The following is a 16562-nucleotide window of genomic DNA, read 5'->3' on the forward strand; positions in this document are numbered from 1 at the left end:
GACGGTTTGAACTAGCTGAGGCGATTACAAAGTAATCGGCCAACAATGAAACTTTTTGCATGTCTAAGGCCGTAATCCGGTCTCCGTACTTGCTATCAATAGCTTGGACAACTGTTTGCAACAGGTCCTTTGAATTTGGCGTAGTCATAAAAACTCCTTAAATATTATGAAGAAAAATGTTTAGCCCAGTCATTATAACTGGTAAACGTTTTCGGATAAATTAGCTTGCCTTGGCTCGCTAAGAAAGATAGTGTTTCTTTTAATTGGTAAAAGACTCCCTGGTCCAAGGATTGGTCGGTGATTCGCCGCCCCTCTTCAACTCCAGGAAAATCACGGCCTAGTTCGAGGTAATCAGCCATAAAGACGATTTTCGCCAAAGTTGACATTGTCACGCCCTCACCTGTTGTATGGTTAACAACCGCGTCAAGGATGGTGGGGTCATCAATGCCTAGTTCATCTTTAATCATGTAAGCACCAACAACACCGTGCCAAATGGCTCGGCTCCAATTTTTCAAGTCGGGATCAAGGTGGTGGCGGTCAATCGCTGCCAAGAAGTCTTCCGTTGGCCGTTCCTTGGCGTAGTCATGGACTAAACCAGCTAAAGCTGCCTGGTCCGGATCAACGCCATTTTGTTGGGCTAGTCTAATGGCATAATCTTTCACACGCAAACAGTGCTGAAAACGGCCATCAGACAGTTGGCTCTGCACCTGTCCTTCAACTGCTTTAAGTTGTTGTGCATATGTTGCCATCTTAACCCTCCCTTACCTTGGTAAAAATAAAATTAACCTTAGGCCAATTTTGAGACTTCCAAAGAAACCTTAATGTACTTTGCGTCAGTAGCTGGTTGGAACAAGACCAAAGTCTTACCAATTACTTGTGCAACAGTGATTGTTGAATTTTCTTCGATGAACTTTGCTAAGTCCTTGGCAGACCATTCACTCCCCTGTTGCAAATTAACCTTGATTAATTCACGCTTGGCCAAAGCCTTTTGAACTTCTGCTAACCATTCAGCGTTAGCACCGGCCTTCCCAATTGAAAAAATTGGTGTCAAACCGTTTGCCTGTGACCGTAAATAGCGCTTTTGCTTTCCTGTTAAATCTTGCATTAAATCATTGCCTTTCGTAAGAACACACCCACTCCGGCTGGAGCAAATGCCTGAATATGGATTCCTGCTGGCAAGGTTACAAAACCAAGGCCGGCATATACCAAATCCATCTTTTCGTTAATTTTAAATTCGTATTTCGCCATCTTGACGTCAGCATCCTTAGGTGCTGGTGCCAGTAGTTCACCACGGTGCTTCTCGTAGAAGTCTGTGGCGCCCTCACGCTTTGTTCGATGAATCTTGAGGTTGTTTTCGAAGTAGGCCGTCACGGCCGCCTTAGACCCGTCATGAGGACCGGTTACCAAATCGAAGCGAGCCAAACCACCAAAGAAGAGTGTTTGGTCAGGGTTCAATTGATAAGTCCGGGCCTTGATTTCAGCCTTGGGCAAAACATACTTCAAATCCTTATCAGTTACCCAGTGGGCATACTGGTCCTTCTTGATGATTCCAGGTGTATCAATTAATGACTTTCCATCATCCAAAGGAATGGCGATTTGATCCAGGGTCGTCCCTGGGAACCGTGAAGTCGTGATCAATTCTTGGACACCGGTCTTAGACTTAATGATTTGGTTAATCAACGTTGACTTCCCAACGTTAGTTGTTCCAACCACATAAACGTCTCGGCCAGCACGCAAATCATCAATCTTTTCCAAGACATCATCAAGGTTTTGCGGATGGGCAGCCGAAATCAATTCAACCCCAACAGTGCTAATTCCTTGTTCCTTCAGTTGGCCATTAATCCACGCCCGCAACTTGTGGGTCTTCAACGACTTTGGCAACAAGTCAACCTTGTTCGCCACCACTAAGATGGGGTTATCTTTACCAACGAAACGAGGCAAACCAGGAATCGTTGACCCTGAAAAATCAAATAAGTCCAAAACGTAGACAATCAAGGCCTTTGTTTCAGAAACTTGATGCAAAAGTTCAGCAAAGTCGTCATCAGTTAATTCAACTGGTTGAATTTCGTTATAGTGACGCAGACGGAAACAGCGCTGGCACAATAATTCATCAGAGGCTAATTGCTTCTTCAGTGCTGATAATGGCAAGAAACCAGCCGCTTCTTTGTCGGTCACTTGCATCTTGGCGCCACAGCCAATACAAAAGAGACCTTCTTCTAAGGCAGCCTGAATTTCTTCATCGGTTGCCACTAATTGTTCTTGTTGTTCAAATTCTTTATCTGTCATTAATTTCCATTTATTTCTTTTGCTTTGACCGCATCAGCAAATGACTTGTGCCAAATCAAAGTTTCGTTCTTACGGTAAATAATCTTTTTAGCTAACTTTTCTAGCGACCGGTTCAGCCAAGTTTGCCACATATCCGATTCAATCAGTTGTTTCACTAAGACAGAAGGAACTCCCGCAAGGTGAGCTGCCCAAACATCCGTTAACATCTGGTCACCAACCATCAAAACTTCATCCTTTTGCCACTGGTTTTGCTTCAGGACCTTTAAAATTCCACGAGGAAGTGGCTTTAGTGACCAAGCAGTGTACTCGACATCCAAATCTGACACCGCTTTTTCGACCCGGTCCCAAGTATTGTTGGAAACAACCACAACTTCAATCCCAGCACTTTTTAGTTCACTTAACCATTGATGAAGTTCCGGGGTTCCATCAGGGTTGTTCCAAGCAAGTAAGGTATTATCTAAGTCTGTTAATACCGCTTTAATTCCTTGGGCTTTTAATTCTGCCACCGACAAATCGTAGACTGACTCGACTGAGTAGGTAGGCTTTAAAAAATTAAGGGCCATTCTGTATTTTCCTTTTCTATCCTTAGTTACTATTATACACGAAAACCCCAACGCTAAGAGCAAAAAAGGACCCCTTTCGGAGTCCTTTTCAATCCATTGTAAGTTTAGTACCAACCATTATTTTGAAAATGGCTAATTGCATTAGAAACTGATCCGTAACGAGCTGCGATGTAACCTTGCATTGCTTGTAATTGAACAGCGTAATTGCCTTGGTAGCTTTGTCCTGGAGCATAAGTAGCATATGCATCCGCTGACAATTGTCCGATTCCATAGAAAGAACCGTTTTGAGCGTTAACGTTTCCACCAGATTCACGTGAAATCAACCAGTTAATGTCACCAGAAGCAGTGGTAGTTGTAGCAGCAGTTGTCGTAGTAGCTGCTGCAGTCGTTGTCGTTGCGGCTGGTGTAGCAGTAGCAACTGGCGTAGCGGCTGCTTGCGTTGTTGTGTCCGCAGTCGTAGTGTCTTGACTAGCATCAGTCGTAGTATCAGCTGAACTTTGTGAGTCATCAGCAGTAGCCACAACTTGGCTAGCAGCTGAGTTTTCTAAGTCCTTAATTCCACCAACAGATTTTGAGACATCATTAGACATCTTTGTGGTGTTAACTGTACTTGCAACTTTCACTGCTTGATCAGTCGTTGACTTTCCTTTATTAAATTGTGTATTAGTGGCGGTCAGGGCTAAACCTGCGACGGCCATGCTCGTAAGCAAAATTTTATTAAACATCATGGTTATTATTCTGCCGAAGTTATGTTACATGAATATTAAAACTGGTAACAATACAGTAACCCTAATCGATTAAATATACTATTTACTATTATTTTGTATATTAAATAAGAAAATATCAAATACTTTTATAAAAGTTGTCGGTTATTTTTGTCGATTCAGCCACCAATAAATTGGTAGTCCTGCCAAAACAACAACCAAGGAAACGAGAATTCCTTCAAAATCATTCATGATTTCTGAGAGTTCAACATACAAAGAACCCAAAATTGCGACAATCGGAATTAATGGATAAAGTGGCATTGAGAAAATTCGGTTTGCACCCTGTGGATCTTGATGGCGCATTTTAAAGGCCCCAATGAAAACAAGGATATAAAACAAGAAGGTAATAAAAATTGCATAGTCTGAGAGCTTATCTGGCTTTAAAAGGACCATCATCACATAAGCAACGACAATCATGAACCAAATCGCGTTATTAGGTGTCTTTGACTTGTGGTTAATTTTGGCAAACGACTTTGCCATTGGAAAGTCGCCTTCCTTGGCCATCACATACAAAATTCGTGGGAATGAAACAACCTTCCCATTTAATGTGCCAATTAATGAAATCAAAACCGCTACTGAAAGTAAACGACCACCCCAATAGCCAAAGGCATTCGTCGCCATTTTTAATGTGGTATTTTCACCAAGATTAACAATTTCATTGGCTGTCAAACTCCGATAGGCACCAAATGAAATACCCAAATAGGCCACGATAACAATCACAATCCCAGTAATAATTGCTTTGGGCAAAACTTTTTGTGGATTTTTAATTTCCCCCGCGATATTAGCCAGGGTAACCCAACCATCATAGGCAAAGAGTGTTGCCAAAACAGCGACACCAAAACCACCAGAAGCCGAATGAGACATCGTTGTGACGGTTTGTCCCAAGGCATCGTGGTCGCCAAAGAAGAGGGCAAAAATGATTAGGGCAATGATAGGTAACATCTTAATAACAGTCGTGATGACCTGAAAACTAGCTGAAAAGTGGTTGGGGACAGAGTTAATCAAAGCAACAAAAGCCAAAGCTAGCATACCAGCGGGTAACTCAAAGTTAGTATTCAGATTGAATAACGCAACAAAGAGAACCCCAAAATAAGCTGAAATGGCGCCCATCATCGCTGGACCGTAAAAAATTACCTGCATCCATCCGGCAAGGTAACCAACTGTCTTTCCATATAAGTGAGTTAGATAGGAATAAATGCCACCTGTTTCAGTCATCTGTGATCCAACTTCAGCGACAGTCATGCCAGCTGTTAGGGTTAAGACCCCTCCAGCGAACCACGCCCAAAGGGCCGTATTTGTATCACCGGCGGTCTGAAGAACGGATCCCTGTTTAAAGAAGATTCCTGATCCAATGATAGTTCCAATCACCAAGGCCAATGATGACCAAAGGCCAAAACCTCGATTTAATTTTTCTTCTGCCATGCTGGCCTCCAATATCCGCTCTGGGCATTTGTTGCGAACTGAATTAATCAGTTAAACCCATACTTTTATTTTAAATTAGCTATCAAAAACATTTAAAAACGAACATAAAACATTTTAAAATGAAATAAGTTCCTGTTAATACTAAATTTAATTCAAAACTAACCTCACTAGTTTAACGAAAATAAACTTGAAAGGCAAGAAAAAACAGACTTAGGAAAAACCCAGTCTGTTTCTACTGATATTCTTATAATTCTTGTTTAAAGTCTTCTGGTTTATACAAATGAACTAGGCGAACTAAAACAAACTGAACGACTAACCCTGCTAACAAAGGAATCACAACCCAACCTAATAATGCTGGCAGCCAAGTAATTAGATGGGTAACTGTACCAGCAGGGACTGTGGTATCCCGTGCCATCGAAGCGATTGGTGCTGTCAGGCCACCATAACCAAATCCCGTTGAAACTGGCGTTCCCTGAATATTAAAGGCTACCACACCCAATGCCGAAAGGCCGGCAGTCAATGCAAAGGCAATCATCGTCACCGGTTTTTTCAAGACCGCAGGCATCATCCCTTTCATCGCTCCTAGCAAAATGGCCAACGTTGTTCCTTTTTTATTAACTATGGCTGAATTGATTAACAAGACGATTGTCGTCGCCACGACGCCCATAGCCCCCGCTCCTGCCGCTAAGCCGTGAATGTTAATGGCCAAGGCAACCCCAACTGTTGAAATTGGCGTCACTAAAATAACTGAAAAAGCCATTGCAATAAAGATTGCCATGGGCAATGGGGCTAATTTGGTTAAGCTTTCAACCCCGTCACCAATCCAAGTCGTAACCTGAACCAGGCTTGGCCGAATAACAGTTCCCAGCAAGCCAATACCACCGCCGACTAAAATTGGCGTTAAAATAATGGCCAAAGAGCCAAAGCCGGCAAAAAAATGACGAATGGCAAAGACCGCCAAGACAGCTAACAGAGCGACCACCATTGCCGTTAGAACATCGCCTGTCCCATTCAATAAGAAGACTCTTGCAGATTTAGCTAATGGTTGACCTGTAACTGGGTTATTAGCACCAGCTTTGGCGAGGCCCCAGGTGACTGAATTAGCGGCAACCATCGTCGCCATACTAACAACACCGGTTTCCAAAGCTGAAAAATTAAATTGAAGGGCGACAGCCATTCCAATCAATAGTGGGACAAAGGAAGACAAGAGAATCACAATCGCTAATAACTCACTGCCAAAATAATAATTGGTGGCGTGTGTATACGTTAGCAGATTTTTCATAATCGACATCGGCATCAAACCGAATAAAATTCCTTGGGCCGTTCCAGTCAAACCTTTTTGAAAAAAGGTGCTCATTTTACTTTTTACCTGTGGGGTTTCAATCATCATCTCTCCAGTCTAAACAACACTCTACAAAAGTTTTATAGACAAAATCATATACCTAAAATTTTGAAATAACAAGCTGCTGGAAAATAAAAAAGACCCAGCCAACGGCTGAGTCTAAAATTATTTTACAATTCTTGCTTAAAGTCTTCTGGTTGGTACCAGTTCAAAAGCTTTGAGAAGATGAATTGAGCTGCCAAACCAGCCAAAACTGGGATAACAACCCAAGCAATCAAGCCGGCGAACGGCGTGATGTAGTGGTCAAGAACTGAAGTAGGGATAGCAGAATCCTTGATCATTGATTGCAATGGTGAAACCAAACCAATATAACCGAAACCGGCAGTGGTTGGTGTTCCCTGGATGTTAAAGATTGAAACAGCAAATCCTGAGATTGCTGCGGCAAACATGAATGAGATGATGGTAACCGGCTTCTTAAAGATAGCTGGCATCATACCCTTCATGGCACCCAAGAAGATAGCAATTGTTGTGCCCTTTGAGTTGACCTTCCAAGAGTTGATCAACAAGACAACAGTGGTGGCAACAACACCCATAGCAGCCGCACCAGCAGTCATACCGTGTAAGTTAATAGCCAAGGCAATTCCAACCGTTGAGATCGGTGTGATGATAATGACGGCAAAGGCCATTCCAATCAAGATTGCCATTGGCAATGGAGCCAACTTAGTAAATGATTCAACCATATCACCGATAGCAGTTGTAACGTGACCAACTGTTGGAGCGATTGCGCGACCAAAGAGTCCAACGCCACCAGCAACTAAGATTGGTGTCAAGATAATGGCAACTGAACCAAAGCCACCAAGGTAACGGTCAATCAACCAGAGAACCAAAACTGCGATTCCAGCAATCAACATCGCGTTGATCACATCACCCGCACCATTGGTTGCGTACAAACGAGTTGGGGCAGCATAAATCTTACCAGTAGTAGGATTAGCTGTTCCCGCCTTCATCATTGTCCAAAGAATTGACTTTGAAGCCACTAAAGTTGCCAATCCAACAACCCCAGTATCCAATGCCTTCATCTTAAAGTTCATCGCCACAGCCATACCAATTAAGAATGGTACCATTGATGTGAACAACGTCAAAATTGCTGAATAGTCAGCACCAATTGATGTCTTACCAAAACCTGAGAACTGGATGATGTACTTCATCACAGCTGAGGGTAACACACCGATTAAGATTCCTTGAGCTGAACCAGATAGAACCTTAAAGAAGAAATCTTTAACGCCTAATGATTGCTTTCCAGAAAACTGTTCTGTATTTGTCATAGTATATATTTCCTTTTTCATGCCAAGCACTTATATGCCGAAAAATAGTATAACATGTTTTTGGACGTCTGTGAATAAAAATACAAAATATTTTAATTTTATTTGTTGAAATTATTCAAATTTCAGATTGTTTAAAACGAATATTATTATAATTTAAAATTAAAATCTTGATATTGTAAATTGAGAAACATAGTCGGAAATTTAATGACAAAAAAATAGTCCAAATCATTTTGATTTGAACTAAAAATTTTAAAATTTAATAGCGATTGTTGGTTCTTCACCTTTAGCAAAAGCAACTGCAGCATCAAACGATTGACGAATCATTTCGTTAATGGCGTTAGTTGTATAGAAAGCTGTATGTGGGGTTAGATAAACATTATCACGAGTAATTAGGTCTGCTAACCGATCATCAGAAAAGTCCTTATCCGTCCAATCCTTGTTGAAAATGCCAACCTCACCTTCATAAACATCCAGAGCTACGTCTGAAACCTTACCTGAATCAAGGGCTGCAATCAAATCATCCGTATTAACTAGGTTTCCACGAGAGACATTAACGATAACAACACCATCTTTCATCTTCGCAATGCTGTCTTTATTAATCATGTTGACGTTTTCGGGAACACCAGGCACGTGGAGAGTGATGGCATCTGCTTGGGCGTACAATTCATCCAATGAATCAACATATAATCCTTCAGCTTGAATGTCTTTATTTTGGAACTTATCGTAGGCAATCACTTTTGCTCCGAAGCCTTGCAAAATTTTAATGGCTTGGCGGCCAATATTGCCAGTACCGATTACCCCGAAAGTTTGCATCCGCATTTCGCGACCAATGGTTGGTGCCCAGCGCAAGTCATGCTTAGCAACCTTGGCATCCATTGGTTTTGTCCGCCGCAAAGCCCGTGAGAGCTGAATCATGGCATATTCTGCCACAGCGCTTGGTGAGTAGACTGGCACATTTGAAATATTAAAATCAAATTCTTTGGCTGCTTCAAAATCAATATTTTCGGTTCCAACATTACGAACTGATAAATTCTTAATACCTAAATCCGATAATGCAGCAAAGGCTTCTTTGGTAAATGGTGATTCTTGTAGGGCGACAATCGAGTCTGCCCCAGCTGCCAGTTTAGCAGTTTCAGCCGTTACTGGTCCTGTACTGTAGTCGACAGCGACTGTCGGATTTTCATTTTTCCATTCGGCCAAAGCTGGTAGCTCATCTTCACGAATTCCGTAAGCAAAAATTTTCATTGTATCCTCCAAATAGTTAATTTTCAATAATAGTACTTTACGCTTAATTATTAGGATGTGCAAACTCTATGTCAGCTTTTGTCTAAGATTTTTTCCAAATACTATTAAAAGAACGATTCCGCTCAACTAGTGGACAACAAAAAAACCTCAAGACTTTAAACTTGAGGTTTTAATCATTAAAACTTAACAGCGATTGAAGGTGTTTCACCCTTAGCAAATGATACAGCTGCATCAAATGATTGGTGAACCATTTCGTCAACGGCCTTAGTTGTGTAGAAGGCGATATGTGGCGTAACCAAAACGTTTTCACGTGAGATCAAGTCAGCAATCTTTGGATCAGGGAATTCCTTACCAGACCAGTCTTCGTTGAACAAGCCAACTTCGTTTTCATAAACATCCATAGCAAAGTCAGAAACCTTACCAGAGTTCAATCCTTCGATAACAGCGTCAACGTCAACCAAGTTACCACGAGAAACGTTAACCAAGACAACGCCGTCCTTCATCTTTGCGATGCTATCCTTGTTAATCAAGTGGTGGTTTTCAGGAACACCAGGAACGTACAATGAGATGGCGTCTGCTTGTGCAAACAATTCATCCAATGAATCAACGTACAATCCTTCTTCTTGCAATTCCTTGTTAGGGAACTTATCGAAAGCAATCACCTTAGCACCGAAGCCCTTCAAGATGTTAATTGCCTTGCGACCGATGTTACCAGTACCGATAACACCAACAGTTTGCATCCGCATTTCGCGGCCAATAGTTGGAGCCCAGCGCAAGTCATGCTTAGCAACCTTGGCATCCATTGGCTTTGTACGACGCAACAAACGTGACAACTGAATCATTGAGTGTTCAGCAATGGCGTTTGGTGAGTAAACGGGTACGTTTGAAACGTTGAAGCCCAATTCCTTGGCAGCTTCAAAGTCAATGTTGTCTGTTCCAACATTACGCAAAGAAAGGTTGGTTACCCCAACAGCAGCCAATGCTGCCAATGTTTCCTTAGTGTAATCAAGTTGTTGGTAAACAACAGCTGAGTCTGACCCTTCGGCCAACTTAGCAGTTTCGGGCGTCAACAATTCTTGCGTATATCCAACCGTCACTTCAGGATTGTGCTTTTCCCAATCTTCCAAAGCAGGTTTTTCATCGTCGCGAATGCCGTAAGCAAAAACTTTCATATTCGTCCTCCAAATTAAATATCTAACAATATTATACACTAAATTTTCTTCAAATGTCTCAACTTAGTGCTTATTTTTTCAAAGTTATCGGCTTTTCACCGGCTTTTTCCATGATTCCATCAATCAAACCATATTCCAAAGTTTCTTCAGCTGACATCCAGAAATCGCGCTCAGTATCATGGGCAATTTCTTCAATATCCTTGCCTGAACCATCGGCCAAAATTTTATTCAACTTATGACGAGTTTTCGTCAATTGGTCGGCGATAATCGCCATGTCGGTTTGTTGAGTTCCACCAGCTGCCCCACCCATTGGTTGGTGGATGAGGTATTCAGCGTTGGGCAACATAAAGCGATGTCCCTTTTCACCAGAAGCTGCAATGATGGTTCCCATTGAAGCAGCCAAGCCCATGACGATTGTTGTCACTGGGGCTTTAATGAAGTTCATCGTATCAGTAATTGACAAACCGGCAGTTACTGAACCACCTGGTGAGTTAACGTACATTGAAATTTCTTTTTCTGGATCTTGTGCTTCCAAAAATAAGAGTTGGGCAACAATCGATGTTGCCATGCTGTCTTCAACTTCTCCTTGAACCAAAATAATTCGGTCCTTTAACAAGCGAGAAGGCAAGTCATATGATTCACGCCCATTGGCGGTTTGTTCAATTACTCCAGGCCACATAGCAATACTCCTTTATTTCATTCCTTAAAACATAATTGTAACGCATAATCCAGAATAACAAAAACTTTCATGTCAGTTTTCTAAATTAAATTTTATCGAGGCTAAAATCGCCACCCTCTTCAATTGTTTTCGCCAAAGCTGCTAACTTCCGCATTCGGTGATTGGCCCCAGACTTTGAAATTTCTAAAACATCCCCAATTTCCGCCAAAGACCCATCCGGATGTTCTAAACGCGCCCGAGCAAAATCAGCAAGTTTGGGTGGCAATTCATCTAAATCGCCGATTTCTTTTTGAATCGTTAATATCGCTTGAACTTGACTATTGGCAGCCACCGCTACCCTTTGTAAATTAGCCATATCAGCATTATTTAACCGGTTAACAGAATTGCGCATGTCCCGCGAAATCCGAATATCGGCAAAGTGGAGCATCGTGTTTCCAGCACCAATTAATTTGAGAAAATCAACGATTTTTTCCGACCGTTTCAGATAGACAAAGTAACCCGAATGACGTTTGGCAACCTTAACTGGCATATCAAAGTCGACCATTAATTTAGTTAACTGCTCCGAAAATCCTTCATGACTGGTATAGATTTCAAGATGGTAATTAGCTTTTTCCGGCGAGTTGACTGAGCCAGCTGCTAAGAAGGCGCCACGTAAAAATGACCGCCGTTTTTCTTCTGTATTTAATAACCAAGCTGGAACCTCTTGGTTAATACCGAGAGGATCAACCCCCAAATCAGCCAGAATGTCTTCGACCTGACTCTGCAGGACAACAATCAAAGCCTTGCGCTCTGTCATGGCCACCCGCTGATTAACTTGCACATCAACTGAAGCAGCTGGATAAAGTTGCTTAATTAGGGTGTAAATTCGGCGGGCAATTGCTGGATTTTCAGTCTGTACCTTTATCTCTTGAGATAAGCCCCAAGTCGAAACCCCATTCATTTGCAATAGGGCGGCTAATTCAGATTTAGCCGAGTCGTCAGAAACAATTCGGCCAGTTAATTCTTTTTTGACTTCAGCTGCGTAAGACATTTGCTTCCTCTGCCAGGTTTAGTAAGACCTTGGCGACTTTCTGACCATCATGAAAGGCTCCTGCATCACGTAACTCCAAAAAATCTTGGGAGATACTTTGTGCTCCGGCCTGTTCAATCCCATGAGGGTCCTGAACAACTTGTTGGGCAATTTCGCCCCATTTCTGATAATCAACAAAATCAGCTGGAACCTCTTCATCATTCGTTAAGACATAGTCAATTAAGTCCGCACCGAGGTGCTGATTCAGCGTTCTCAAGTGCTCGGCATCTGTGTAAGCATCTGTCTCGCCTTTTTGCGTCATAATGTTGGCAATATAGACTTGTCGAGCCGCTGTCTGTTGTAAAGCTTCACGAATTCCAGGAACCACAACGTTAGGCAAAATTGAAGTAAAGAGTGATCCAGGACCATAAACAATTAAATCAGCCGAGTTAATCGCCTGAACAGCTTCGTGGCTGGCCTGCATAGTTAACTTCCCCTGGTTCGTTTCCACCCAGACATGGTCCAATGATTGGTGAGCAGCAGTAATGGCTGCTTCCCCAACTAAATTTTGACCCGCCTTAGTCTGGGCATGCAAAATTAACGGCTCTTTGGCAACTGGATAAACCTGCCCCTTGATTTTTAAATATCTGCCCAGCTGAGCGATTGCCTGGGAAATGTCACCAGTCATTTCAGTTAAGGCAGCAATCAACAAGTTGCCGACTGCATGCTGTGCCAAAAAGGCATCGTTTGTTTTAAAACGATACTGGAACAAGTCTAATAATTCTTGGTCTCCTTGAGACATTGCTACTAAAATATTACGAATATCCCCAGGTGGAATGATATTAACATAGTCTCTCAATAGGCCTGATGACCCACCGTCATCGGCCACCGTGACAATTGCTGTTAAATCAACATCTTGTTGGATTAGTGGTTTAATAATGACTGGCAGTCCTGATCCACCACCAATCATCACAATTTTTGCTGTCATTTAACAACTATCCTCTCACATTTAATACTACGATTATTTTACCATTTTTATATCTTTAAAATTACTTTGACAAATGATTTTAATCAAAATCCCCAGTAAACAATTGGCCGTTTTCTTGCATTGACCAGTATCCGTCTTTTGTCACAATAAAAGCGTCCAATAGTGGTAAATTCAAGGATTGTCCTAAAGCATACAATCGTTTTGTAAATTGCTTATCCTGCACAGATGGGTGCAAGTTTCCTGACGGATGGTTGTGAGCAATAATCATAGCGTATGCGTTAGCTTGCAAGGCCCGTTGGAAGATTTCCCGCGGTGAGGCAGCTACCTCCGTCAAAGTCCCCACAAAAACAACCTCCCAACCAATCACATCCAACTGTGTGTTTAAGAGAGCTAAAAATAATTGTTCTTGTTTCAGTGTCCCTAGCTTCTCCTTGGCAAAGGTACCAACTAGGCTCGAATGTCGCGCTGACAGCAATACTGGTCGACTCTGCTTTGAGAGCTGATAACCAATCGCTAGGGCAATTAAAAACGCCCGATTTGCTATTGGGTTTTCGGCGATAAAATCGGCCTTTGTCTCCTCATCCAATTCAGTTAAGAGGTAGCCAGCCGGAAAGTACAAATTAAATGTTTCTGCATTCTTTTCAGCATCTTGCCCCAAAGCATCGTAATAATCAAAAACCTGGTCTTTTATCATCTTTTACACTCCTTTGTGTAATTTGACGAAGACCAGGTTGTTTTATCATCGATTTAATTTTATTTATTTTAAATTCTAAAGAATTGAATGTTAGTCACTTTCATTTTGCGATTTTTTCATCAGTGACCATGACAGATAGACCGCCACAATAATCAGCAAAACATCAAGCCGGTAAGTCCATTGGATTCCGGTTAAAGTTTTGTGGGCTAATGTGCCTGATCCATTTTGGAACACAGTAACAACGGCAGCAGCAAAGGCAATTCCAACCGCTGCTGAATAGTTATTAACCGCGGCAAAGATTGAGTTTCCAGCGCTATGGAAGGTCCGGTCAAGCTTGGTAATCGCATTGGTCATGTTATTACCAAACCAGAATCCTCCACCCAATTGTGTAATCACAAACCCTAAGGTCATTGACCAAACGGCAAAGGGTGCTAACACCATAAAGACCATTCCAACACTAATCAAAGTCAGGCCAATCACGTTTGGTACTTTAGCCCCGTAGCGATCATAGATATTACCCGAAATGACAGCCATAATGGCATAGCCGACTGCTCCTGGGAAGAGGGACAAGCCAGCAATACTTGATCCTTCTTTCAAAACCAACTGTAAGCCCATCGGAATAGCATAATTAAAAGTCAAATTAACAATTTGAATCAAAACGGCTGCAAAAACCGCTTGTCGAAAAATTGGTAAGGAAAACATTTTTGGTGAAAGTAATGGCTTTTCTTCCTGGCGAGCATAGAAGTAATAGCCAATAATGCCGGCCAACATAGCAAAGAGTGCTAACAAACTAGCAACGTTCACTAATCCATGGGTAGCAAGACGATCAATGGTAATCAACCCACCAACAAAGAATGCTGACAGCAAGAGCCAACCAATCAAATCAAACTTAGCTTTTTCAAGCGGATCGATTTGTTGAATTGTAAACCAACCTAGTATCAAAGCAAAAAGTTGAATTGGCAAGACAACTAAGAAAATCATGTGCCAACCATATGCTGCTGTCAAAAAGCCACCAAAGGCCGGTCCTAAGGCTGGTGAAAAGGAAACAATCAGGGATGCTAAACCAATCATCGTTCCTCTTTTATTCATTGGTACTTGTTCGAAAACCACATTATTCATCAATGGCAAACCAACTCCAGCCCCAACACCTTGCAAAAGCCGACCAAAAAGGATGATTCCAAATTGATTTGATGTTGCATCAATGAAAATTCCAATCAAAGAAATGACACCAGCAACCATAAATTGTGAACGGTTGCTGAAACGAACTTTCAGCCATGGTGACATGATAATTACCATCGACGTCAACAAAATGACCCCTGATGTTAACCACTGAACCGTGGCTGAATCAACATTTAAGTGGTCCATTAAGGTTGGGAAGGAGACATTTAAAGCTGTTTCCAACATGATATCTGTAAATCCCAATAGGGCAATCGCTAAAATACTTAAGATTAACCGTGGACTTAAGACTTTTTCTTGCATAACTTTCTCCTCACATCGCTAATAAAATAAAGTGAACCAGTAACCACTACTGTTTCATTTTCTGTTATTGCTGACTCGGCTTGGTCAAATGAATCAAACCAAGTATATTCATGGCTTGGTAATTCAACTTGGTCATTTTGTAAGCTAATTCGTCCATTCGGGCCGACAAAGGGCACCAACACCAAACGAATTTGCCAGTCATTCGCTAACTCTCTTAATGCTTGATTAACATTTTTTTCTGCCAAGGTTCCAATAATGACCGTCACAGGTCCCTTTAAATCATTTTGTATCGTTTGGTGCAGGGCTTTAATACCAGCCGCATTATGAGCCCCATCCAAATAAAAGCCGGGTTTAATTTTTTCAAACCGACCCGGCAAAAATGCTTGGTCCAACCCCTTTTGAAGGTCTTCTACCGCTAAATCAGGATGCCAAGCACGAATTACTGACACGGCAGTCGCGGTATTATCAACTTGATAAGTACCAGTCATTCGACTGTGCAACTTGGTAGATTGACTGATAATTAATGGACTTTGCACGCGTTGTGCTCGCTCTTGAATAACCTGAAAAGCTGATTTTGGTAAATTTGGTCCAACAACTGTAACTGCTCCAGCTTTGATAATTCCGGCCTTTTGTTTAGCAATGGCCTCAATCGTCCCCCCAAGCATGGCTTGATGATCAAGAGCAACTGTTGTGACGACTGCTACCTTCGTTGTCGTTAAAACGTTCGTTGAGTCGTATTGCCCACCAATCCCAACTTCAATTACTGCCAAGTCTAAGTCGGCGTGAGCAAAAAAAGCTAACATAATCGCCGTCACGACTTCAAATTCGGTTGGCTGTAACTGATTAGCAGATTGGCCTTCAACTTCAGATACAGCGGTGGCAACTAAATTTGTGTAAGCAATGAGCGACTGATCATCAATATTTTGTCTGTTAATTTTAAATCGTTCGGCAAAATCAATCATGTAGGGTGATGTAAATGAACCCACTTTCAATCCAGATGCTACAGCCATCGCTGTCACCATTGTAGCGACCGATCCTTTACCATTAGTCCCAGTGATATGAATCGCATCAGGTATTTGGTTTTCTGGATGGCCTAAGGCAGCTAAGAGAGCTTGCATCCGCTCAAAGCTATCTTTCTTACCAGCTTTGGGACGCTGGTGGATATAAGTTATGGCCTCATCACGATTGCTAAACATTTTTCACCTTTTTCATTTTGTTACTAACGTTTCTCATTATAAACAAAAACCGTCATAAATGATATAAACTTCAACGAATGAAGCTAAATCCTTTAGACGGTTTGTCTGCTTTTACAAGCTAAAATTAATATTTACGAACTAAAAGCTTTTAGTCCTTTTCGCGAACAGTAAATTCGCGACGGCGGTTTGATTGTCCACCACGGTTGTCACGGCCTTCGCCGTTTGAACGTGAACGGTTATCGCGTCCTTCACCGTATGAGCGACGGTTATCACGGCCTTCGCCATTTGAGCGACGTCCGCCACCGTTACCACGGTATCCACCGCGTTCAGAATTTGAACGGTTGCCGCGATCTCCACGGCCTTCACCGTTTGAGCGACGTCCGCCACCGTTACCACGG

The 16562-nt window shown here is 42.1% G+C and carries 17 protein-coding genes and 1 pseudogene; all 18 read right to left on the reverse strand.

From position 1 onward, the window contains the following. Positions 1 to 148, reverse strand: a 148-nt coding sequence (locus AOQ29_RS07920; RefSeq protein ID WP_242977392.1) for an RsfS/YbeB/iojap family protein, incomplete at its 3' end; no start/stop codon positions are given. 16 nt (positions 149 to 164) lie between these two features. Then, the gene (gene yqeK, locus AOQ29_RS03445) at positions 165 to 749 is read right to left on the reverse strand and encodes a bis(5'-nucleosyl)-tetraphosphatase (symmetrical) YqeK (protein WP_061993146.1); all 585 of its coding nucleotides are present in this window, start codon (positions 747 to 749) and stop codon (positions 165 to 167) included. Between the two features lie 38 nt (positions 750 to 787). After that, complete coding sequence (gene yhbY, locus AOQ29_RS03450) at positions 788 to 1105, reverse strand: ribosome assembly RNA-binding protein YhbY (protein WP_061993147.1); 318 nt, start codon at positions 1103 to 1105, stop codon at positions 788 to 790. Continuing rightward, positions 1105 to 2286, reverse strand: coding sequence for a ribosome biogenesis GTPase YqeH (gene yqeH / locus AOQ29_RS03455; RefSeq protein WP_061993148.1), 1182 nt, complete (start codon positions 2284 to 2286; stop codon positions 1105 to 1107). The genes yhbY and yqeH overlap by 1 nt, the downstream gene beginning before the upstream one ends. Further along, positions 2286 to 2849, reverse strand: coding sequence for a YqeG family HAD IIIA-type phosphatase (locus tag AOQ29_RS03460; RefSeq protein ID WP_061993149.1), 564 nt, complete (start codon positions 2847 to 2849; stop codon positions 2286 to 2288). The genes yqeH and AOQ29_RS03460 overlap by 1 nt, the downstream gene beginning before the upstream one ends. Before the next feature lie 104 nt (positions 2850 to 2953). Next, a complete protein-coding gene (locus AOQ29_RS07805; RefSeq protein WP_083989259.1) occupies positions 2954 to 3577 on the reverse strand; it encodes an aggregation-promoting factor C-terminal-like domain-containing protein in 624 nt (207 codons plus the stop codon). 141 nt (positions 3578 to 3718) lie between these two features. Then, entirely contained in the window at positions 3719 to 5035 is a 1317-nt protein-coding gene (locus AOQ29_RS03470) for an APC family permease (RefSeq protein ID WP_061993150.1), read from the reverse strand. 244 nt (positions 5036 to 5279) lie between these two features. Beyond that, positions 5280 to 6392, reverse strand: a complete 1113-nt coding sequence (locus tag AOQ29_RS03475; RefSeq protein ID WP_242977387.1) for a PTS sugar transporter subunit IIC — start codon at positions 6390 to 6392, stop codon at positions 5280 to 5282. 155 nt (positions 6393 to 6547) lie between these two features. Then, entirely contained in the window at positions 6548 to 7702 is a 1155-nt protein-coding gene (locus tag AOQ29_RS03480) for a PTS sugar transporter subunit IIC (RefSeq protein WP_061993152.1), read from the reverse strand. 249 nt (positions 7703 to 7951) lie between these two features. Then, the gene (locus AOQ29_RS03485) at positions 7952 to 8947 is read right to left on the reverse strand and encodes a D-2-hydroxyacid dehydrogenase (protein WP_061993153.1); all 996 of its coding nucleotides are present in this window, start codon (positions 8945 to 8947) and stop codon (positions 7952 to 7954) included. A gap of 176 nt (positions 8948 to 9123) precedes the next feature. Continuing rightward, positions 9124 to 10119 carry a D-2-hydroxyacid dehydrogenase gene (locus AOQ29_RS03490; RefSeq protein WP_061993154.1) on the reverse strand — a complete coding sequence of 332 codons (996 nt, stop codon included), beginning with the start codon at positions 10117 to 10119 and terminating at the stop codon, positions 9124 to 9126. A 70-nt stretch (positions 10120 to 10189) separates the two neighbouring features. Then, complete coding sequence (locus AOQ29_RS03495; RefSeq protein WP_061993155.1) at positions 10190 to 10798, reverse strand: ATP-dependent Clp protease proteolytic subunit; 609 nt, start codon at positions 10796 to 10798, stop codon at positions 10190 to 10192. An 85-nt stretch (positions 10799 to 10883) separates the two neighbouring features. Next, positions 10884 to 11828: a DNA-binding protein WhiA gene (gene whiA, locus AOQ29_RS03500; protein ID WP_061993156.1), complete on the reverse strand. Its 945-nt coding sequence runs from the start codon at positions 11826 to 11828 to the stop codon at positions 10884 to 10886. Continuing rightward, positions 11812 to 12795 carry a gluconeogenesis factor YvcK family protein gene (locus AOQ29_RS03505; protein WP_061993157.1) on the reverse strand — a complete coding sequence of 328 codons (984 nt, stop codon included), beginning with the start codon at positions 12793 to 12795 and terminating at the stop codon, positions 11812 to 11814. Before AOQ29_RS03505 ends, whiA begins: the two co-directional genes overlap by 17 nt. A 79-nt stretch (positions 12796 to 12874) precedes the next feature. Continuing rightward, positions 12875 to 13489: a JAB domain-containing protein gene (locus tag AOQ29_RS03510; protein WP_061993158.1), complete on the reverse strand. Its 615-nt coding sequence runs from the start codon at positions 13487 to 13489 to the stop codon at positions 12875 to 12877. A gap of 90 nt (positions 13490 to 13579) precedes the next feature. Beyond that, positions 13580 to 14968 carry an MFS transporter gene (locus AOQ29_RS03515; RefSeq protein WP_061993159.1) on the reverse strand — a complete coding sequence of 463 codons (1389 nt, stop codon included), beginning with the start codon at positions 14966 to 14968 and terminating at the stop codon, positions 13580 to 13582. After that, positions 14950 to 16164 carry a bifunctional folylpolyglutamate synthase/dihydrofolate synthase gene (locus tag AOQ29_RS03520; RefSeq protein WP_061993160.1) on the reverse strand — a complete coding sequence of 405 codons (1215 nt, stop codon included), beginning with the start codon at positions 16162 to 16164 and terminating at the stop codon, positions 14950 to 14952. Before AOQ29_RS03520 ends, AOQ29_RS03515 begins: the two co-directional genes overlap by 19 nt. A gap of 148 nt (positions 16165 to 16312) precedes the next feature. Beyond that, positions 16313 to 16562 (reverse strand): annotated as a pseudogene (locus tag AOQ29_RS03525) (ATP-dependent RNA helicase); the annotation flags it as partial.

It is taken from the genome of Fructobacillus ficulneus (assembly GCF_001047075.2).
Classification (GTDB): domain Bacteria; phylum Bacillota; class Bacilli; order Lactobacillales; family Lactobacillaceae; genus Fructobacillus; species Fructobacillus ficulneus.